Source organism: Massilia sp. CFBP9012, assembly GCF_034045115.1.
GTDB lineage: Bacteria > Pseudomonadota > Gammaproteobacteria > Burkholderiales > Burkholderiaceae_D > Telluria.
In genome coordinates, this window is sequence record NZ_JAXCWM010000005.1 from 351,172 (window position 1) to 371,863 (window position 20,692).

The window sequence follows — 20,692 nt, forward strand, 5'->3', positions numbered from 1 at the left end:
AGCCGCGATAGTCAATCGCAACGCCATTCCAGGCGTTCGGCCAGCACCCGCTTCTGGGCGTCGATCAGCGGCGCATTGGGATCGTGACCGGCGCGCGCCACCTCGAACAGCGCCTTGTCCCGCGCCGTGATGGCCTCGAAAAAGCGCCGGGTGACTTGCGGCTCGGTGAGCAAGTCTTCCTTGCCCTGCACCAGGTAGACGGGCAGCTCGTAGTACGTGCCGAGGCGGTACAGATCGGTCGTCGATGCCATGCCATCGCCTTTCCATCCCACGAATTTCAGGAACGAGTAATCCTCGCCGTCGGTGTAGTCGGCCTTGGCCTGCGCCGTTGCGTAGTGCGGCAGCACCTGGAACCAGGCCGCGGGCGTCGGATCGCTCGTCTGTGCCTCGTATTTGCGTACTGCGCGCCGTACGATGCCGAAGTTGCGTGGATTGGTCCACGGCGGCGGACCAAGCGCCTCCAGTTGGGCGACAGTCGCCGCGTCGCCGGCCGCCCTTGCGCGCTCGAGCACCGTGCCCCAGGTGGTCATGTTTTCGCGGTAGCCGACCATCTGCGCCACGCCGACATAGGCGCAGAACAGCTGTGGACGCTGTTTCGCCATATGGATGCCGACCATCGACCCCCACGAGCTGCCCAGCAGGATCACCTTGCGCTTGCCGAAGCGCTGTGCCAGGTAGTGCGTTACCTCGATGCCATCGTCGCGGATCTGCTCGACGCTCAGCGGCACTTCCTCGCCGGGACGGTTGCGGCCCCAGGTCATGCCGCTGCCGCGCTGGTCCCACTGCGCCACGGTGACATGCTTGCGCCACGACGCATAAGGGCCTGCGCCAAACACCGAAGTCGGATTGCCCGGGCCGCCGTGCACGTACAGCAGGACCGGATTGGCGCAGTCGTCGCCGCTGACCGTAACCCATTGCTCGATGCCGCCGATCTTCACGAAACCGCTTTCTTCGACGGGTTGGCCGGGCTTGCAGGCGGGTGCGGCGTGGGCGACCGAGGCCGCGAAGAGCAGGACAAGGGGACAGGCGCGCAGGCGGGGCATGGATATACCGTTTGGTAGAGAAGATCGATCGATTCTGACGGCGGACCATTCCTGGGTCAATGCGCCATGCATGGCGCTTGAAAAGAGGGACTGTGACGGTCATGGATGCCAGGCTTACAATATCCCGATTTACTTTCAAGGAATCGCGATGCGCCCGTTCCACTCCTTCGTCGCGCTGCTGCTTGGCGTACTTGCCTGCATCGCCAACGCCGCCCAGCCGGCTACCGTGCGTCTCGACTACACCCACAGCGGCAATGCACTCTCCGACCAATACGCGATCGAGCGCGTGGTGATCGAACCGCTGCCCTGGCCGGGCAACATGGCGCGCAATCTCGACGACACCAACCGTGGCCAGAACCGCGTGGAGGTGGTCGATGCCAAGACCGGCGACCTGCTGTACTCGCGCGGCTTCTCGACCGTGTTCGGCGAATGGCGCACCACCGAGGAAGCGAACCGCATCAGCCGCTCGTTCCAGGAATCGGTGCGCTTTCCGCAGTTCGAGCAGCCGGTACGGGTGCGCATCCTCAAGCGTGACGAGCGCAACGGGTTCTCGGTGGCCTGGAGCATCGAGGTCGATCCGAACGCCCAGGATGTCATCCGGCGCCAGCCGCCGGCCCTGGCAAAACCGATCGCGATCCATTCCAGCGGCCCGTCGCCCGACAAGGTCGACCTCCTGATCCTGGGCGACGGCTATACGCAGAAAGACATGAAGAAGTTCGAGCAGGATGCGCGTCGCCTGACGAAGCATCTGTTCTCGGTGTCGCCGTTCCGCGAGCGCGCGAAGGATTTCAATGTGTGGGCGATGGCGGTGCCGACCGAGCAATCCGGCATCAGCCGGCCGTCGACCGGCGTGCACAATGCGTCGGCGCTGGGCACGCGCTACGACATCTTCGGCAGCGAACGTTATGTGCTCACGCTCGACAACCGCGCGCTGCGCGACATCGCCCAGCACGCGCCGTATGAATTCATCGAGATCCTGGTGAACAACGAGACCTATGGCGGCGGCGGCATCTTCGGCCAGTTCAGCACCGCGGCGGCGGGCAACGATTGGGCCGACTACCTGTTCGTGCACGAATTCGGCCACCACTTCGCCGGCCTGGCCGATGAGTACTACACCTCGCCCGTGGCTTACCAGTCGGCCAGCGGCCGCATGGAGCCGTGGGAGCCGAACGTCACCGCGTTGCGCGACCCGGCCAAGCTCAAATGGAAGCGCCATGTGAAGGACGGCACGCCGCTGCCGACGCCGTGGCCCAAGGCGCAGTATGAGGAAGAGTCGCGCGCCTACCAGAAGAAGCGCGCCGCGCTGCGCGCCGAGAATCGTCCGGAATCCGAGATGAGCGCCTTGTTCCACGAAGACCTGAAGCGTACGAACGCATTGTTTGCGCAGCAGCCGCACCGGCACACGATCGGCGCCTTCGAAGGCGCCAACTACGAGGCCAGCGGCTACTACCGGCCGGCGATGCAATGCCTGATGTTCGACCGCAGCGACGAGTTCTGCCCCGTGTGCCAGGACGGTGTCAAGGACATCATCGACCTCTATGCAGGCGCTGTTCAGCGGTAATCTTTGCTTACAACTCTGACAATTTGACTGTGGGCTGCCTAACAGACTCGGCGCTGCGATCGGCTTATTCTGGAATCACTGAAGAACAACAACGACTGCACAGGCAAGCTGATCTGTGCAGAGACCAACCAGAAAGGAAACACATCATGAACAAACTGATCGCTACCCTCATCGCCGGCCTGATGGCTACTGCTGCTCACGCTCAAACCACCGCGCCGACCACCACCGCGGCAGACAACCGCATCGTCAAGGCGGAAGCCAATGCCGAGAAAGACGTGATCAAGGCAGAGCAGAAAGAAATCAAGACCGCCGTCAAAGCGGACGACAAAGTGAACAAGACCATGGCCAAGGCTGTCGAGACCAAGTCGAAAGCCCACGCCAACCTGGTCGAGCAGCACACTGATGCAGCTGCGAAAGTGGCCAAGGCCGATCCGGAAGACCGCGCCAAGGCGATGGCCAAGGCTGAAGAGAAAGTGGCCGATGCCAATCTGAAAGCCGAGAAGAAAATGATCAAGGCCGACGAAAAAGTGCTGAAGGCACAAGTCGATGCGGCAGCCGACAAGGCCACCGCTGCCGCCAAGACCGAGCAGGTGCGTGCTGAAGCACAAGCCGACGTGCACAAGGCTGCTGCCCGTAACTAAGCACCAAGCTTGAAAACAAAAAATGCCGGCTCGCGCCGGCATTTTTTGTTTCTGAACGTAGAAAGCGGTCGGGATTACGAAGCGTCGGCCGCCCGCATCGCCAAATCCTGCGCCTTCAACCTCGCCGACAACGCCTTGCCCTTGCGCGCCCGTTTGCCAAAGTGCGGCTCGAGCCCCGACGCAAACAGTTCCACCGTCCGCGCCTTGCCCTCGGCCCAGGTGCCAACCACGTTCACACCCTTTTGATTGATCGGCTGCGCCGCCAGCATCTTCTCCTTCGGCTCCAGCTCCATCAGGATCACACCGCGACCGCCATTGGTCAGCACCTTCATCTCGTCGATGCCGAACACCAGCACGCGGCCCTTCTCCGACAGGCAGGCAATCGCACCGGCGGTGTCAGTGACGACCCGCGGCGGCAGCGGCGCCGCGCCTTCGTTCAAGGTAATGAACGACTTGCCACCCTTCAGGCGGCTGACCATGTCGCCGGCCTTGGTAATGAACCCGAACGCATCCGAGGTCGAGATCAACAGGCGCGTCTCCGGATTGCCCGCGAAGTAGTGCAAAATCCGCACACCGCCCGACAAATCGACCAGGGTGGTAATCGGCACGCCGTCGCCGCGCGCGCCAGGCAGCGCGTTCACCGGCACCGAATACACCTTGCCGTTGTCGCCAATGCCCAGCAGATGATCCACCGTGCGGCATTCGAAGGCTTTGTACAGCGAGTCGCCGGCCTTGAAGGTGAACTGCGCCGGATCGTGTCCGATGCCGGTGCGCGCGCGCACCCAGCCTTTTTCCGATACGATCACGGTCACCGGCTCGTCGATGACCTTCTGCTCGGCCACCGCGCGCTGCGCTTCCTCGATGATGGTGCGGCGGTCGTCGCCGTACTGCTTGGCGTCCGCTTCGATCTCGCGGATGATCAAACGCTTCATCGACGATGGGTTCTCCAGGATGTCCTCGAGCTTCTCTTTATCGCTGCGCAGTTCGGCCAGCTCCTGCTGGATCTTGATCGCTTCCAGGCGCGCCAGCTGGCGCAGGCGGATCTCGAGGATGTCCTCGGCCTGGCGCTCGCTCAGGCGGAATTCCTCGATCAGCGCCGCCTTCGGCTCATCCGAATTGCGGATGATGGCGATTACCTTGTCGATGTTCAGCAGGACGGTCTCGCGGCCTTCCAGGATGTGGATGCGGTCGTTGACCTTGCCCAGCTTGAATTCGGTGCGGCGCCTGACGGTAGTGAATCGATAATCGATCCACTCCTGGATGATCGTGCCCAGGCCTTTCTGGCGCGGACGGCCGTCGCCGCCGATCATCACCATATTGATCGGCGCCGAGCTCTCGAGCGAGGTATGCGCGAGCAGCATCAGCATGAATTCGTTCTGGTCGACGTTCTTCGACTTCGGCTCGAACACCAGGCGCACCGCGGCTTCGCGGCCCGATTCGTCGCGCACCGCGTCGAGCGCGCCCAGGATCGTGTTCTTCAGCGCCAGCTGTTCCGGCAGCAGCGCCTTCTTGCCGGCCTTGACCTTCGGATTGGTCAGTTCCTCGATTTCTTCCAGCACGCGCTGCGACGAGCAGCCCGGCGGCAGTTCGTGCACCACCGCCTGCCACTGGCCGCGCGCCAGTTCTTCGATCTTCCAGCGCGCGCGCACCTTCATCGAGCCGCGGCCGGCCGCGTACATGTCGGCGATCTGCGAGGCCGGGGTGATGATCTGGCCGCCGCCCGGGAAGTCCGGGCCGGGGATGAAGGTCATCAGCTCGGCGTGGGTGATCCTGGGGTTGCGGATCATCGCCACCGCCGCCGCCGCGACCTCGCGCAGATTGTGCGACGGGATCTCGGTGGCCAGGCCGACCGCGATGCCCGAGGCGCCGTTGAGCAGCACCATCGGCAGGCGTGCCGGCAGCGTGCGTGGTTCGGTGGTCGAACCGTCGTAGTTCGGTTGCGAGTCGACCGTGCCCATGTCGATCTCGTCCATCAGCAGGCGCGAGATCGGGGTCAGGCGGGCTTCGGTATATCGCATTGCCGCGGCGCCGTCGCCGTCGCGCGAGCCGAAGTTGCCCTGGCCGTCGATCAGCGGATAGCGCAGCGAAAAGTCCTGCGCCATGCGCACCAGCGCGTCGTACACCGACTGGTCGCCGTGCGGGTGCAGTTTACCGAGCACGTCGCCGACCACCGCGGCCGACTTGCGCGGCTTGGCGGTCGGGCCCAGGCCCAGTTCGTTCATCGCGTACAGGATGCGGCGCTGGACCGGCTTCTGGCCGTCCGACACGTCCGGCAGCGCGCGGCCCTTGACCACCGAGACGGCGTAGTCGAGGTAGGCGCGCTCGGCGAAGGTGGACAGGGTGAGCGTCTCGACGTCCGAGGGCTCGTGTTGCTGTTCAAAGAGACTTGGTTGATTCGTCATGATGTGTGTTCGATGTTCTGCGGGGGCGCTTGGGTGTGCGGAGAAACTTGGGTCCCCGCCTGTGCGGGGACGAGGTATTCGGGCCACTGGCCGAAAGACCGTCGTTCCCGCGCAGGCGGGAACCCAAGTTCAGCTAACAAACCACTAACCTCATCAGATATCCGCCTCCGTCTCATTGCCGTGTTCCTCGATCCACGCGCGGCGCGCCGCGGCTTCGCCTTTGCCCATCAGCATATTGAAGCGCGATGCCGATTCGGCGTGGTCGTACTGGCCGAAGGCCACCGGCAGCAGGCGGCGGGTGTCCGGGTTCATGGTGGTTTCCCAAAGCTGCTCGGCGTTCATCTCGCCCAGGCCCTTGAAGCGCGAGATGCTCCACACGCCTTCCTTCAGGCCTTCTTTCTTGAGCTTGTCCTCGATCGCCAGCAGTTCGCCGTCGTCCAGCGCATACAGCTTCTGGATCGGCTTCTTGCCGCGCGCCGGCACGTCGACGCGGTAAAGCGGCGGACGCGCGATGCAGATATTGCCGTTGCCGAACAGGGCAGGGAAGTGCTTGAAGAACAAGGTCAGCAGCAGCACCTGGATGTGCGAACCGTCGACGTCCGCATCCGACAGGATGCAGATCTTGCCGTAGCGCAGACCCGACAGGTCGGGCGAGTCGCCGACGCCATGCGGATCGACGCCGATCGCCACCGAGATATCGTGGATCTCGTTGTTGGCGAACAGGCGGTCGCGGTCGGTTTCCCAGGAGTTGAGCACCTTGCCGCGCAGCGGCAGGATGGCCTGGAATTCCTTGTCGCGGCCCATCTTGGCCGAGCCGCCGGCCGAGTCGCCCTCGACCAGGAACAGCTCGTTGCGGGTGATGTCGGTCGATTCGCAATCGGTCAGCTTGCCCGGCAATACCGCCACGCCGGACGATTTCTTCTTCTCGACTTTTTGCAGCGAACGCAGGCGCGACTGGGCCTGCTTGATGACCAGTTCGGCCAGCTTCTTGCCGTATTCGACGTGCTGGTTCAGCCACAGTTCGAGCGGCGGTTTGGTAAACGTCGACACCAGCTTGAGCGCGTCGCGCGAGTTCAGGCGTTCCTTGGTCTGGCCCTGGAATTGCGGGTCCAGCACCTTGGCCGACAGCACAAACGAGACGCGTGCGAACACGTCTTCGGGCAGCAGCTTGACGCCTTTCGGCAGCAGGCCGTGCAGCTCGACGAAGTTCTTCACCGCGCCGAACAGGCCGTCGCGCAGGCCGGCTTCGTGGGTGCCGCCGCTCACGGTCGGGATCAGGTTGACGTAGGACTCGCGCACCACGCCGCCTTCCTCGGTCCAGGCCACGACCCAGTCGGCGCCTTCACCCTCGGCGAAGCTGTCGTCGCCCGCGGCGGCGAACTGCGCGCCTTCGAACAGCGGGATCAGGGTCTCGCCGCTGGAACTTTGCGCCAGCGCTTCGTTCAGGTAGCCGCGCAGGCCTTCGTCGTAGCGCCAGGTCTGGACGTCGCCGGTCTTGCCGTTGGTGAGCGTGACCGTCACCCCCGGCAGCAGCACCGCCTTCGAACGCAGCAGACGCTGCAGGTCGCCCAGCGGGATGTTCGGGGAATCGAAATATTTTCCGTCCGGCCAGGCGGTGACGCGGGTGCCGTTCTTCTTGCCGCCACGTTCGGCAGGGCTGGAAGTGAGCGGCTCGATTACGTCGCCATTGGCAAATACCAGCTTGTGCTGGCCGTTGCCCTGGTCGTCGCGGCGCCACACCTCGATCTCGAGGCGCTTGGACAGCGCATTGGTGACCGAGACGCCGACCCCGTGCAGGCCGCCCGAGAAGGCGTAGGCGCCGCCCGAGCCCTTGTCGAACTTGCCGCCGGCGTGCAGGCGGGTGAACACGATCTCGACCGTGGACACGCCTTCTTCCGGGTGGATGCCCACCGGGATGCCGCGGCCGTCGTCCTCGACCGTGATCGAACCGTCAGGGTTCAGGGTCACGCCGATGTTCTTGCAGTGACCGCCCAGCGCTTCGTCGGAGGCGTTGTCGATCACCTCCTGGATGATGTGGAGCGGATTCTCCGTCCGGGTGTACATGCCCGGACGCTGTTTCACAGGTTCGAGTCCCTTGAGGACGCGGATGGATGATTCGCTGTAGTCTGGAGCGGGTTTCTTGGAGGCCATCTTGAAGATTGATTGTCGAATGCTCCGGCATTCTAACTTGTCGGGAGGAAAAGGTTAGGCTTTTTTACTGTTTAAATATACAGTAGTTTGCGCTGTGACGTGCTTTTCGCTTCACACGTTTGTGCTAGATTAAGACAGATAATCACGGCAATGCCAGAGAGGGGCGTTACCGATGCACTTGTCCAGCTATCCGTTTACCATTCGCCTGATCGGGTTTACCCCGGATGAAAGCGCGCGGCTCGACGCCCTGCTGGCGCGGGCGCCGGGCGTGGGGCCGTCGTATTCTTGCCTGCATGACGATAGTTTGCAAGAGCCGGACCTGTATATCGCCAACGGCGACAGCCCGACCGCGCTGACCCGGCTCGGCTGTCTGCCGCCGGGATCGCTGCAGCCGGCGCTCGTGATCGGCAACCCGGGCAACCCCGGCACAACCGGCAACCCCGGCGCCGAACCCTGGCGCACCCTGGCGCGGCCGGTCGACCCCCTGCAACTGTATGAAGCCCTGGCCGAACTGCTCGATACCCGGGTCCAGGTGCTGGTGCAGCAGAGCACCCGCACCGTCCGGCGCGTGCTGGCCGAGCGCCGCCGCCGTCCGCGCCTGGCGCCGGATTGCGAAACGCCGGCATTCTACACGCGCCAGCGTCGTGGTCCGGTAGATGGGGCCGTCCTGATCGTCGACAAGGAATGCCAGCTGCGTAACCAGGTGGCGCGCGTGCTCGGCCCGCGCCGGGTGCCGGTGGAATGGACCGACAGCCTGTGCGCGGCGGTGCGCCTGTGCGACGAAACGCCCGTGTCGCTGGTGCTGATCAACACGGCGGCGGTCGGCATCGAACCATATGAGGTGTGCAGCTCGATCAAGTCGCAGGACGGGGCCCAGCGTACGCCGGTGGTGTTCCTGGTCGAGCAATCCTTTTACTACGACAGCGTGCGTGCGCGCCGCGCCGGGGCGCGCGGCCTGCTCACGACGCCGGTCGCCGGCCGCCACTGGATGCTGACCTTCCAGAAGCTGCTGGATCTCCCGGTGTAGGGAGTACGCGACGTTTTGTAACAACTTTATATCGTGCGAAGCAATGGTGAAGTTATATTAATAACCATGGCTGAAGACGAGCAAATCAAGCGCAATGATGATCCGACCGCGGACATCGACGAGCGCCGCGAAACACGCGTGCGCGTGCCCGACCGCCGCGCAAGCGGCGGCCAGACCGCCCGCGGTCCCGCCCGCTACCTGCGCGATGGCGACAATGCCGTCGCCCTGGCCGGCCGGGTCATCACCTCGCGTTTCCGCTCGCTGCGCGAACGCTTCAACCGCGACTTCATGCAGCGCACGCTGCACATCGGCGTCTCGGCCCGCATCTTTCACCCCGCCACCGGCGCCAAGGGGCTGCTCAGCAAGAACCTGCAGTATCTCGAGGAATCGATCGCCCAGTGGGTGATGTCGCGCGACGTGCTGGTGTTCATGATCCCCACCGTGAATACCAACGGCCTGCTACACCCCAGCAACATCACCCTGCGCCACTATGCACGCCACCTCGACGGCCTGGTGCTGCAGGGCGGGGCCGACGTGGCGCCGCAAACCTATTCCGAAACCCCGACCAAGCCCGAATGGAGCGGCGACCGCGCGCGCGACGTGTATGAGCTGGAACTGCTGCACGAATTCGTCGACGCCGGCAAACCGGTGCTGGGCGTGTGCCGCGGTTGCCAGTTGATCAACGTGGCCTTCGGCGGCACCCTGCACCAGGACGTCGCCACCGATATGCCCGAGGCCCTGCCGCACGTGCACGATGTGTATGACGCGCACCGCCACGCCATCGTCTTCCCCAAGGGCTCGTCGCTGGGCCGCATGTTCCCCAAGGTCGAGCGGGCGATGGTGAACTCGATCCACCACCAGGCGGTCAAGGATCTCGGACGCGACATCCGCATCGAAGCCGTGTCCGAGCCCGATGGCATCATCGAAGCGATCCGCTACCAGCGCGCCAACTTCGTCATGGGCTTGCAGTGGCACCCCGAATTCCACCGCGCCGGCGGCGTCGACCTGCTCGATTGCACGCCGGTACTCGACGAATTCCTGCGGGCGGCGCGTGAAACCCGGCTGTAATTCCTCGCAATAATTGCATCAGAGAATCAGCTTTCGCCCGACCTCAGCCGGCCCACGATTCGCTTGCCGAAAACGCTTGCTTTCGCCGCGTGACGCGTGAATAATGAAATGAGAATCATTCGCATCTTGTTGCAATTCACGTTACATCGTTGCGGACCGCAACCGCTTTTTGGAGACGCTTGCATGACCATTTCCACCCCACACACGACGCCGTCGGAATCGCGCAGCCAGGACACGTTGCTGGTCGCTTCGTTGTTGCACCTGATGTCGAATTACACGACGCGCGGCGACGGTGAGCAGCCTTGCGTCAAGCTGGCGTCGGTGATCGAGCGCCACCTCTGTGCGCTGTCGCGCCTGCCCAACATCGATCCCGTGCTGCGCGCCACCTGCGAACAGCTGGCCGACCAGTGGGCGGTCGTGGTCGACGCCAAGCTGCCGCCGCCGGCGCCAACGCGCCAGCCCTTGCTGGCGCGCTTCATGAAAGGCGGCTGGGCCGGCAAGACCGCGCCGCTGGCCGGTTAACGCGGCTGCAGCAGCCCTTTCAGGCGATCGGCTTGGCCCGGAATACGTTCCAGGGCCGGGTAGCGCAAGCCGCCGTCATACACGATGGTGACCGCGCGCTTCTGCCGATCCAGTTCGACGGTGAGCACGATGCCGGCCGGATCGCGGCGCGACACCGCCGCGGCCAGGCGCTCGATGCTGAACGGTTCGCCTCCCACCTCCACCAGCGTGGCGCCCGGCGCCAGCCCGGCCTTGAAGGCGGGGCTGTTCCAGCCGACCGAGCGCACCACGCCTTTGCCGTTCACGCCGATCCCGAGGCTGTAGCCGAAGTCGGGGATTCCTTCGCCCTGCAGGGCGCGCTCGACGTAGCGGCTCGGCGTCGGTTTGTAGGCCAGCCGGTAGCCGGCACGTTCCAGGCCGTCGAGCAGGCCAGCGTCGCTATTGCCGTGCACGCGCTGTTCCAGGTAGCCGCGCCAGTCGAAGGGCGCCAGCTTCGATAAGGTGGCGCAGACGTCGTCGAAGGTGTAGTCCTTGCTGGTCTTTCCCTGCACGGCGAAGAACCTGGCGGCGAAGTCGTCCATCCCATACTTACCCTGGCTGCGTTCGCGCAGGATGCCGTCGATGTCCAGCCAAAGCAACACCCCTTCGGCGTAATAATCCTTGCGGCGCTGCCAGTCGGTCCAGCTGACGCCGACACCGCCCGGCATCGTGATCGAATCGAGCGCGCTGTCGCCGAGTGCCTTCCAGGCGCGGCCCGGACGGTTCGCCATCGCGGCCGCGTCCAGGGCCAGCGCGTCGAGCGTGTCCTGGAAACCGCGCAGGCCCGAGCGTGCGCCGATCACCCGCCCCCAGAATTCGGACTGTCCCTCGTACACCCACAACAGCGTGCTTTGCATGGGCACATTGGGCGTGGGCGTGCGATGGTCCGCGGGCTGGGCGAACTTGCCGTTCCAGGCATGAATGTATTCGTGGGCAAACAGATCGATTTCCGCGGCCGAGGCTTCGCGGTTGGCCAGGAAGTCCGGCGGCAGCGTGACTTCGGCGGAGCGGATGTGTTCCAGGCCGCCCGGTCCTGGCAAGCGGTCCGTCAGCGGCACGAGGTAGTCGAAGTGGGGGAAGGGCGCCTTGCCGAATACCCTGGCGGTCTGTTCGACGATGGCGCGCAGCGGCGCGTCCATCGCCGCCGCGCCGGCAAGCTGCGCGGCCTCGCCGGCGAAATAGGTCACGCGCACCGGGACCGACCCGGCGGCCACGGTGCGTTGCTCCACATGGGGTGCGGCCAGCACCGGCGAATCGAGCAGCAGGTCGAGCGGCACGGGTGCGAAGGTGATGGTCGAGCCGGCGCGGCTTTGCTCCACTAGCGAGGTCCCCGGCACCAGTCCCTTGGGCAAGGTCAACGAGGCCGCTACCGGGATGCGGCTGGCGAACCAGCCGGCCGGATACAGGATCACGTTCTGCCACTGCAGGTTGATCATGTCCGAAGCGATATGGCTCATGTGGCCGAGCGGCGCCAGGAACTCGAATGCCACCTCCAGTTCGCGCACGCCCGCCGGCACCTGCACGTGGAAGGCATGCGCGTCGAGAGGATCGCGGCGCCATGCCAGGCGCTGCCCGCCGCCCTGGATCACCAGGCCGGCCATGCGCTGGACCTGGATCGTCGGGCCGTGGCTGCCGCCATCCCACTTCGGATACAGCAGGGTCAGCCGGCCCGCCGACCGCACCGGCACGCGCTGCGTGACGCGGACGATACGCTGCGTGGTGTCGCTGGCATCGACCTCGAGCTGCAAGGTGCCGGGGAAGGCGCGGTCGCGCGGCACGGGGATGGTCGAGGCGGGCGCACTCCACGGGGCCGCAGTCGACAGGGGACTGGAACACAGCAGGGCGGGAAGCAGAAGCAGGGTAGCGGTCAGTTTAACCATGTGAGCATGAATAATAAAAAACTGCAGGTAAGCAATTTTTCATTATCATGCAATTTGGATACTGAATGTACAGAAATTGTTTCAGCTCGTGCGACCGCCGCGGAAGTGCTGGATCGCCGCATTGACCATGCCCTCGACGCTGCCTTCACGCTCCACGTGGCGGCGCAGGATGGTCGCGTCGCTGCCGTCGTGCACCGCTGCCGCCAGGTGTTTCAGGGCATCCACGCTGCCCAGCGCCTCGGCATGCGGCAGCATGGTGTCGAGCGTCGCCAGGATGTCTTCGCGCATCGGCACATTCTCGTAGGTCTTCGGATGCGTGATGCTGCCGTCCAGGCCGAAGCGGCAGGCCTGGAAGCGGTTGTAGTTGTAGACCAGATAGTCGTCTTCCACCGGGGCTTCTTCCTTGCGCTCCAGCAGGTGCCGGCACAGCGCCTGCAGGTAGCCGGCCAGCGCCGCCGCCCGTTCTACCGTGAGCGGCGTGTCGCACACGCGCAGCTCGATGGTGCCGTACTCCGGCTTGGGCCTCAGGTCCCAGTAAAAATCCTTCATGCTCTTGATGATGTTGGTGCGTTCCATCTTGGCGAAGTAGACGTCGGTGAACTCCCGCCAGGCGAGCGTAAATGGCGCGCGGCCGCTCATCGGGAAGGCGAAAACGGAGTTCAGGCGCGCCGATTCGAACAGGCTGTCGTGGCCCTGCACATAGGGCGACGATGCCGACAGGGCGACGAAGTGCGGCAGGTAGCGGTTCAGCGCATGCAGCAGGTAGAGCGCATCGTCGCCATTGGCGCAGCCGATGTGCACGTGCTGGCCGAACACCGTGAACTGCTTGGCCAGGTAGCCGTACAGCTGCGACAGGTATTCGTAGCGCGGCTTGGCCGAGATGCGCTGGTCGGACCAGTGCTGGAACGGGTGCGTGCCGCCGCCGGCGATGCCGATATTGAGCACGTCGCTGGCCGCCACCAGGGTGTCGCGGATCTCGGTCAGTTCCGCCAGCAGCGGCGCGTAGGCCGTGTGCACGCTCGAGTTAATTTCGATCATGCTCTCGGTGATCTCCGGCGTGACGTTGCCCGGGAACGGCTTGCGTTTCAACAGGTGCATCAGGTCGGGGCTGGCCGCGGTCAGGTTGAAATCCGACAGGCTGACCAGTTGCAGTTCCAGCTCGACCCCGAAGGTGAGCGGCTGCGAGGGGGTGAAAGCTTCAAGCGGCATGGGTCGACTCCGGTGCTTCGCGCGCCCAGATCAGCGCGCGCTGGATGATGATCGGGCCGAAGACTTCGAGCAGCATCGTCACGGCCGCCATCGCATACAGTTCTTCGACCACTTTCAGGCCCGCATAGCGTGCATGCTCGAGCAGCAGGATCACGAACACGGCCAGCGGCGCCAGCCCGAGGCCGGTGAGCGCCCCCTTGCGCCAGGTGATGCCCGACAGATGGGCAAACGCCGTCACGCCGGCCACCTTGGCGAACATGCGCACCAGCACCACGCTGATGGCGAGCAGGGCGCCGGCCGTGACCAGGCGCCAGTCGAGGGTCGAGGCGGCGTAGACGAACAGCAGCACGGTCAGCACTTCGCCCAGCGCGCCGAAGTTGCGCTGGGTCTGGGTAAAGGCGATGCGCCGGTAGCGCACCGTCAGGCCAAAGGCCAGCGCGGCCACCACCGGCGTCAGGCCGGCGCTGTCGCACACGGCCACCAGCAGGATGATCGCAAGCGCGAAGGCGACCGTGGCGTCCTGCTGCTGATTGCCGATCGCGCGCAGCAGGGCCGGCACGATCACGCCGAAGATGGCCCCGATCAGGATCGAACCGGCCAGCATCACCAGGCTTTGCCACAGCGCTTCGCCGACGGCGTCATAGGTGCGGAACAGCCAGATGCCGATGATGGCGTTAAAGGCGAACACCGACAGCACGCAGTTCAGGGCCGACAGGTGCAGCACCCGCTCGGTCATCTGGCCCGAGCTTTTCTGTTCGTTGACCACCCGAACCACGGTGGCGGGCGAGGTCGCCATCGACAGCGCCGCCATCAGGAGGGCCGTCAGGCGGCCGACGCCGAAGGCGCTGGCGACGAAATAGACGAGGATGAAGGTCAGCGCCGCCTCGACCAGGCCGGCCACGCCGATCCAGGGATTGTTGACCAGCCAGCGCAGGTTGATGCGGTTGCCCAGTTCGAACAGGATCAGGCCGAAGGCGACGTTGGCCAGCAGCGAGACCGGCCCCATGTCGGGGGCGGGCAGGGCGCCGATCTGGGTGCTGCCGAGGGCGAAGCCGACCAGGCCATAGAAGCTGATGCGCGGCAGGCCGGTCCAGCGCTGGCCGAATTCGCCGGCCAGCCAGGCGAGCGCGATCGCCAGCGGCCACGCGAGACTTGTCAACAAGGACAGCAGGTCTGGCATTCGTTTTCCCCTCTGTTTTTATGCGTCTTGTAAGTGGTGCGCTTGCCGCTCGACGCCTGGATTCTACAAGCGGACGGCGCACGCACGATTGTCCTGGCTCGCCCGTCCACGCGCCTTGTGTTGAGGCACGGCGAGCGGCGGGCGAGTGGCTCGATCATAGCGATTCCAGCACGGCCGTCCGTGTCCGCACTAACACAGTGCGCAATTACATTGCTGAAAATAAATTGTTGCCGTCGAAGACGGTTTGATCGTTTGCTTGAAGACCGTCGTACCCGCCCTCGCCGGGCGCCTTGGCGGGTACCCAAGTCCTTCGCGCAGCCGGCTCTATCGAACGTAGTCACGGTGCAAGCAAGCTTGGGTACCCGCCTGCGCGGGTACGACGTGCATGCGCTGCCAGGAACGGGTGCCGTGCCTACTTGCTGAGCAATCGCATCGCCCGCTCCAACCCTTCGAGCGTGATCGGAAACATGCGGTTATTCATGATTTGGCGAATCAGGGCAATCGATTGCCGGTATTGCCACAGATGTTCCGGCTCCGGGTTGAGCCAGGCGAACTTGGGAAAGGTCGAGACGAAGCGCGCCAGCCAGGCCGCGCCCGGCTCTTCGTTGTTGTACTCGACCGAGCCGCCCGGCGCCATCACCTCGTACGGGCTCATGGTGGCGTCGCCCACGAAGATCAGCCGCGTATCGGCCGGATACTTGCGCAGCACGTCCCAGGTGTCGAAACGCTCGCTGTGGCGGCGGCGGTTGTTCTTCCACAGGTAGTCGTAGACGCAGTTGTGAAAGTAATAGAACTCCATGTTCTTGAATTCGCTGCTGGCGGCCGAGAACAGTTCTTCGGTGCGCTCGATGTGGTCGTCCATCGAGCCGCCCACGTCGAGCAGCATCACCACCTTGATCCGGTTCTTGCGCTCGGGCCGCATGCGGATGTCGAGCCAGCCGGCATTGCTGGCGGTGGCGCGGATGGTGTCGTCCAGCGCCAGTTCATCCGCCGCGCCTTGGCGCGCGAAGCGGCGCAGGCGGCGCAGCGCGACTTTTAAATTACGCGTGCCCAGTTCGCGCTCGTCGTCGTAGTCGCGGAAGGTGCGCTGTTCCCATACCTTGACCGCGCTGCGGTTGCGGCCCGTGCCGCCGATACGGATGCCTTCGGGGTTGGTGCCGCCATGGCCGAAGGGCGAGGTGCCGCCGGTGCCGATCCACTTGTTGCCGCCGGCGTGGCGTTCCTTCTGCTCTTTCAATAACTCCTGCAGGCGCTGCTGCAGCTTGTCGTAGCCGAATTTTTCCAGCTGCGCCTTCTGTTCCGGCGTCAGCTCGCGCTCGAAGCGCTTGATCAGCCATTCCAATGGGATCTCCGCCTTCTCGTCGAATACCGCATCGACCCCCTTGAACCACAGGCCGAACACGCGATCGAACTTGTCGAAATGCGCCTCGTCCTTCACCAGCGTCAGGCGCGCGAGGTAATAGAACTCGTCGAGCGAGGGCAGGATCACCTGGCGCTGCAGGGCTTCGAGCAGGGTCAGGAATTCGCGGATCGAGACCGGGACCTTGGCCTCGCGCAGGGCGCGGAAGAAGTCGATCAGCATGGCCTAGCTCCCGGCGTGATGCGCCAGACGCGCCTCCAGGTGCGCTTTCACGCGCGGCCATTCGCCCTGCAGGATGCTGTACATGACGGTGTCGCGCGCCTGCCCGTTGCGGCGCGCGGCGTGATGGCGCAGCACGCCGTCCTTGTGCGCGCCGAGCCGTTCGATGGCCGCCTGCGAGGCAAAATTCTCGCCATCGGTGCGCAGACCGACCACGGCGCAGCCGAGCGTGTCGAAGGCGTGCCGCATCAGCATCAGCTTGCAGCTGGTGTTCACGTGGCTGCGCTGCGCGCGTTTGGCATACCAGGTGTAGCCGATCTCCACCCGGTCGACCTCGGGCACGATGTCGTGGTAGCTGGTGCTGCCGATGACGGCGCCGCTGGCGGCATCGACCACGGCCCAGGCCCGGCGGTTGGTCATGCCCAGGGCGGTATCGATATAGGCGCCGGCGTCCTGCGGCGCCGGCACGCTGGTCACGACCAGGTTCCACAGCTCGCCATCGCTGGCCGCCGCGCGCAAGCCGTCGGCGTGGTGCGGGCCCAAGGGCTCCAGGCGCACGCCGTTCCACTCCAGGGTGATGGGCGCGACCGCGATCATCGCCGGTTCCTCGCCATGGCCATCAGGCGGTCGAACAGGGCGATGTCCTGCTCGTTCTTGAGCAGGGCGCCATGCAGCGGCGGGGCTGCGTTCTCCGCGCGCAGCGCTTCGGCCGGCACGCTTTCTGCCAGCAGCAGCTTGAGCCAGTCGAGGAATTCCGAGGTCGACGGCTTCTTCTTGATGCCGGGGACGTCGCGCAGCGCATAGAAGCTTTGCAGCGCAGCCGCCAGCAGATCCTGCCTGAGCGTCGGGAAGTGCACGCCCACGATGTCAGCCATCGTCTCGCGGTCCGGGAACTGGATGTAATGGAAGAAGCAGCGGCGCAGGAAGGCATCGGGCAGCTCCTTTTCATTGTTGGAGGTGATGATCACCAGCGGGCGGTGTTTGGCCACCACCATCTCGCGCGTCTCGTAGACGTAGAACTCCATGCGGTCGAGCTCACGCAGCAGGTCGTTGGGGAACTCGATGTCGGCCTTGTCGACTTCGTCGATCAGCAGCACGACCGGCTCGGGCGACGTAAACGCCTGCCACAGCACGCCTTTCACGATGTAGTTCTGGATGTCGCGCACGCGCTCGTCGCCCAGCTGCGAGTCGCGCAGGCGCGAGACGGCGTCGTATTCGTACAGGCCCTGCTGGGCCTTGGTGGTCGACTTCACGTGCCACTGCAGCAGCGGCATGTTCAGCGCGGCCGCGACCTCTTCGGCCAGCATGGTCTTGCCGGTGCCCGGCTCGCCCTTGATCAGGAGCGGACGGCCCAGCGTGAGCGCGGCGTTGACGGCCAGTTTCAGGTCGGGAGTGGCGACGTAGTTGTCGCTGCCTTCGAAGCGGGGAGATGCATGCATGGCGGGTGACGGAAGAAAACGAAGAAGGTTGGGCGAGTATATGACAAAAATACGGCCCACCCGCCGCCCGGGCGCGGGACGCCGGTTTGTAGACTGGTGTCAAGTCTTCAGATAGAATCGGCCGGTTGGTAAGCCTTTGCTAAGTTTTTGTGCGGTTGCGATTTTCGACATATAACTAACGAGACGCCCATGAAAAAAACTCTGGTACCACTGGCGCTGGCGCTGTTTGCCGGCGCCGCCGGCAGCGCATCCGCCGCGGAAGTGGTCGGTAATCCCCAGGCGGCCACCGCCAAGATCGAGATGTGCATCGGCTGCCACGCCATCCCCGGCGGCTACAAGACGGCATTCCCCGAGGTCTACCGCGTGCCGATGATCGGCGGCCAGTCGGCCAAGTACATCGAATCCGCACTCAAGGCCTATCGCAAGGGCGACCGCAAGCACCCTTCGATGACCGGCATCGCGCGCTCGATGAGCGACCAGGACATCGCCGACGTGGCTGCCTATTATTCCCAGCAAACGTCGAACCAGACGACCGCCAAGCGATGAGGACCGCCATGAAGAACACGATGCTCCTGCTGGCCCTCTGTGCTGTGTCTCTTGGCGCGGCCGCCAACGACGTCAAGCGCGGCGAAGCCCTGGCCCAGAAATACAACTGCGCCTCCTGCCACGGCGCCGACTTCAACAAGGCGATCGATCCGACCTATCCGAAGCTGGCCGGCCAGCACGCCGACTATCTCACACATGCGCTGCGCGCCTACAAGCGCGGCGCCGGCGCCAATGGCCGCGTCAACCCGATCATGGCCGCCATCGTGCAGCCGCTGTCGAACCAGGACATGTCCGACCTCGGCGCCTATCTGGCCAGCCTGCCGTCGCAGCTGGTGGTCAAGAAGTAAGGCTGTCGTTACGCGGCTGCGCGGCAACTGGTAACATGCGATCCCCGCCGCCGGCGCTGCCGGCCGGCGGGGTGTCTGTTTACCGCCCGCTGGAGCCGCCGTGCCGTCCCTTACCCCCGCTTACCTGAAGATCAACCTGCTGGCCGGCCTCACCGTCGCGCTGGCCCTGGTGCCCGAGGCGATCGCCTTCGCCCTGGTTGCCCACCTGTCCCCGCTCACCGGCCTGTATGCGGCGGTGATCGTCGCCTTCATCACGTCGTGCTTCGGCGGCCGGCCCGGCATGATCTCGGCCGCCGCCGGTTCGCTGGCGGTGGTGATGGTGGCGCTGGTGGTCCAGCATGGCGCGCAATACCTGCTGGCCGCCGTGGTGCTGATGGGCGTGCTGCAACTGCTTTTCGCCGCCGCGCGCCTGGGTAAATTCATTCGCATGGTGCCGCATCCGGTGATGCTCGGCTTCGTCAACGGCCTGGCGCTGGTGATCTTCCTGGCCCAGTTCAACCACTTCAAGGAGCCGGGCCCGGATGGCGCGGTAGAGTGGATGGCCGGCCCCGAACTGGCGGTCATGGCCGGCATCATCGTCGTCACGATGGCGGTGATCTACCTGACCCCGCGCCTGACGAAAGCGGTGCCGTCCACCCTGGTCGGCATCCTTGTGGCAAGCAGCGGCTGCGCGCTGCTCGGCATCGACACCAGGACCGTGGGCGACCTCGGTTCGATCGCCGGCGGCCTGCCAGGCTTCGCGCTGCCCGACGTGCCGTGGAACCTCGAGACGCTGCGCATCGTCTTTCCGTATTCACTGGTGCTGGCCGGCGTCGGCCTGATCGAGTCGCTGCTGACGCTCACTCTGATCGACGAGATCACCGACACCCGCGGCCAGCCGAATCGCGAGTCGCTGGCGCTGGGCGCCGCCAATGTCGCGGCCGGCCTGTTCGGCGGCATGGGCGGCTGCGCGCTGATCGGCCAGAGCATGATCAACGTGAACAGCGGCGCCACCGGGCGCCTGTCGGGCATCGCGGCCGCGCTGTTCCTGCTCGCCTTCATCCTGTTCGGGTCCAGCTGGATCGAGGCGATCCCGCTGGCGGCGCTGGTCGGCGTGATGTTCGTCGTGTGCGAAAAGACCTTCGAGTGGGGCACGTTCCGCCTGGTGGGAAAAGTGCCGCGCGCCGACCTGTGCGTGATCGTGCTGGTGGCGGGCATCACCCTGGTCTACGACCTGGCGCTGGCGGTGATCGCCGGCGTGATCGTGTCGGCGCTGGTGTTCGCCTGGCAGCATGCCAAGCAGGTACGGGCAGCCGTCTCGCACGACGGGCAGGGCTGGAAGGTGTATGCGCTGGAAGGCACGCTGTTCTTCGCCTCGGTGACGCCGTTCCAGGCGCTGTTTGCGCCAAAAGACGATCCGCAGGACGTCATCATCGACTTCCTGCATGCGCGGGTGGTCGACCACTCGGCGATCCAGGCGATCGACGCGCTGGCCGAGCGCTATCGCCTGGTGGGCAAGCGCCTGCACCTGCGCCACCTGAGCCCGGACTGCCGCGAGCTGCTGGACAAGGCGCGCGGCATGGTCGAGGTGAACCTGGTGGAAGACCCGCGCTACCGGGTAGCGGACGACAAGCTGGGTTGAATTTCGCGCCGGGTCAGGCGAATGCGCGCCGGCGCACGCATTCGATATATGCCTCGGTATCCGGCGGCACGCCGTTGCGTTGCGAGGCCCAGATCATCTCGCCCAGGCATTCCATGATCTCGTGGTGGGCGTCATGCTCGCCGCGTCGGGTCACCAGGGCGTCATGGGCGGCGCGGATGCCGCGCGGCTGGTCGATCGAGATCTGCTCGGCGATCGACAGGTGCATCGACAGGTGCAGGAAGGGATTCGCCTTGCCGCCTTCGACCGAATAGTCGGCCGCGATCGCCGCCTCCACGTCCTCGAACTGCTCGTGGTATTCGGGATGCTGGACGATCCAGTCGGCCGCGATCGCGTCCATCGGGGTCAGGATCTCGCCATTGCGGTGCTTGCGATAGGCTTCGCAGAAGAAGCGGCGCACGTCGTGCGAGGACGGAGTGAACATGTCGAATGCGGCAGGA

At 64.9% G+C, this 20,692-nt stretch carries 18 protein-coding genes; 8 read left to right on the top strand and 10 right to left on the bottom strand.

Features of this window, described 5'->3' with window-relative positions; all coding sequences use genetic code 11:
- Positions 1-11 precede the first annotated feature (11 nt).
- Entirely contained in the window at positions 12-1,043 is a 1,032-nt protein-coding gene (locus tag SOM61_RS10665) for an alpha/beta fold hydrolase (protein WP_320474063.1), read from the bottom strand.
- Between the two features lie 148 nt (positions 1,044-1,191).
- Here SOM61_RS10665 and SOM61_RS10670 point away from each other — a divergent pair, with 148 nt between their 5' ends.
- The gene (locus SOM61_RS10670) at positions 1,192-2,604 is read left to right on the top strand and encodes an IgA Peptidase M64 (protein WP_320474064.1); all 1,413 of its coding nucleotides are present in this window, start codon (positions 1,192-1,194) and stop codon (positions 2,602-2,604) included.
- 146 nt (positions 2,605-2,750) lie between these two features.
- The gene (locus SOM61_RS10675) at positions 2,751-3,245 is read left to right on the top strand and encodes a hypothetical protein (protein WP_320474065.1); all 495 of its coding nucleotides are present in this window, start codon (positions 2,751-2,753) and stop codon (positions 3,243-3,245) included.
- A gap of 74 nt (positions 3,246-3,319) precedes the next feature.
- Here the strand turns inward: SOM61_RS10675 and parC are convergent, their stop codons facing one another.
- Both parC and SOM61_RS10685 read right to left on the bottom strand, forming a co-directional pair.
- Positions 3,320-5,647: a DNA topoisomerase IV subunit A gene (gene parC / locus SOM61_RS10680; RefSeq protein ID WP_320474066.1), complete on the bottom strand. Its 2,328-nt coding sequence runs from the start codon at positions 5,645-5,647 to the stop codon at positions 3,320-3,322.
- 153 nt (positions 5,648-5,800) lie between these two features.
- Positions 5,801-7,798 (bottom strand): DNA topoisomerase IV subunit B, encoded by a 1,998-nt coding sequence (locus SOM61_RS10685; RefSeq protein WP_320474067.1) that lies wholly within the window; start codon positions 7,796-7,798, stop codon positions 5,801-5,803.
- 172 nt (positions 7,799-7,970) lie between these two features.
- Here SOM61_RS10685 and SOM61_RS10690 point away from each other — a divergent pair, with 172 nt between their 5' ends.
- The 3 genes from SOM61_RS10690 to SOM61_RS10700 all read left to right on the top strand — a co-directional run bounded on the left by SOM61_RS10690 (position 7,971) and on the right by SOM61_RS10700 (position 10,415).
- Complete coding sequence (locus tag SOM61_RS10690) at positions 7,971-8,825, top strand: response regulator (RefSeq protein ID WP_320474068.1); 855 nt, start codon at positions 7,971-7,973, stop codon at positions 8,823-8,825.
- Between the two features lie 66 nt (positions 8,826-8,891).
- Positions 8,892-9,893 carry a gamma-glutamyl-gamma-aminobutyrate hydrolase family protein gene (locus SOM61_RS10695; RefSeq protein ID WP_320474069.1) on the top strand — a complete coding sequence of 334 codons (1,002 nt, stop codon included), beginning with the start codon at positions 8,892-8,894 and terminating at the stop codon, positions 9,891-9,893.
- 183 nt (positions 9,894-10,076) lie between these two features.
- A complete protein-coding gene (locus tag SOM61_RS10700; RefSeq protein ID WP_320474070.1) occupies positions 10,077-10,415 on the top strand; it encodes a hypothetical protein in 339 nt (112 codons plus the stop codon).
- Here SOM61_RS10700 and SOM61_RS10705 read toward each other — a convergent pair.
- The 6 genes from SOM61_RS10705 to SOM61_RS10730 all read right to left on the bottom strand — a co-directional run bounded on the left by SOM61_RS10705 (position 10,412) and on the right by SOM61_RS10730 (position 17,720).
- Positions 10,412-12,313 (bottom strand): M61 family metallopeptidase, encoded by a 1,902-nt coding sequence (locus SOM61_RS10705; RefSeq protein ID WP_320474071.1) that lies wholly within the window; start codon positions 12,311-12,313, stop codon positions 10,412-10,414. The genes SOM61_RS10700 and SOM61_RS10705 overlap by 4 nt on opposite strands.
- Positions 12,314-12,394: 81 nt before the next feature.
- Positions 12,395-13,522 (bottom strand): YbdK family carboxylate-amine ligase, encoded by a 1,128-nt coding sequence (locus SOM61_RS10710; RefSeq protein ID WP_320474072.1) that lies wholly within the window; start codon positions 13,520-13,522, stop codon positions 12,395-12,397.
- Positions 13,512-14,702 (bottom strand): cation:proton antiporter, encoded by a 1,191-nt coding sequence (locus tag SOM61_RS10715; RefSeq protein WP_320474073.1) that lies wholly within the window; start codon positions 14,700-14,702, stop codon positions 13,512-13,514. Before SOM61_RS10715 ends, SOM61_RS10710 begins: the two co-directional genes overlap by 11 nt.
- A 412-nt stretch (positions 14,703-15,114) precedes the next feature.
- Positions 15,115-16,284: a vWA domain-containing protein gene (locus SOM61_RS10720; RefSeq protein ID WP_320474074.1), complete on the bottom strand. Its 1,170-nt coding sequence runs from the start codon at positions 16,282-16,284 to the stop codon at positions 15,115-15,117.
- 3 nt (positions 16,285-16,287) lie between these two features.
- Positions 16,288-16,878, bottom strand: a complete 591-nt coding sequence (locus SOM61_RS10725) for a GNAT family N-acetyltransferase (protein WP_320474075.1) — start codon at positions 16,876-16,878, stop codon at positions 16,288-16,290.
- The gene (locus SOM61_RS10730) at positions 16,875-17,720 is read right to left on the bottom strand and encodes an AAA family ATPase (protein WP_320474076.1); all 846 of its coding nucleotides are present in this window, start codon (positions 17,718-17,720) and stop codon (positions 16,875-16,877) included. Before SOM61_RS10730 ends, SOM61_RS10725 begins: the two co-directional genes overlap by 4 nt.
- Positions 17,721-17,909: 189 nt before the next feature.
- Here SOM61_RS10730 and SOM61_RS10735 point away from each other — a divergent pair, with 189 nt between their 5' ends.
- The 3 genes from SOM61_RS10735 to SOM61_RS10745 all read left to right on the top strand — a co-directional run bounded on the left by SOM61_RS10735 (position 17,910) and on the right by SOM61_RS10745 (position 20,234).
- Positions 17,910-18,266: a c-type cytochrome gene (locus SOM61_RS10735; protein WP_320474077.1), complete on the top strand. Its 357-nt coding sequence runs from the start codon at positions 17,910-17,912 to the stop codon at positions 18,264-18,266.
- An 8-nt stretch (positions 18,267-18,274) separates the two neighbouring features.
- On the top strand, positions 18,275-18,613 hold the full coding sequence (locus SOM61_RS10740; RefSeq protein ID WP_320474078.1) for a c-type cytochrome: 339 nt from the start codon (positions 18,275-18,277) through the stop codon (positions 18,611-18,613).
- Between the two features lie 100 nt (positions 18,614-18,713).
- Entirely contained in the window at positions 18,714-20,234 is a 1,521-nt protein-coding gene (locus SOM61_RS10745) for a SulP family inorganic anion transporter (protein WP_320474079.1), read from the top strand.
- Positions 20,235-20,247: 13 nt separating this feature from the next.
- Here SOM61_RS10745 and SOM61_RS10750 read toward each other — a convergent pair whose 3' ends face one another.
- Positions 20,248-20,676, bottom strand: a complete 429-nt coding sequence (locus tag SOM61_RS10750; protein WP_320474080.1) for a DUF1841 family protein — start codon at positions 20,674-20,676, stop codon at positions 20,248-20,250.
- Positions 20,677-20,692 lie beyond the last annotated feature (16 nt).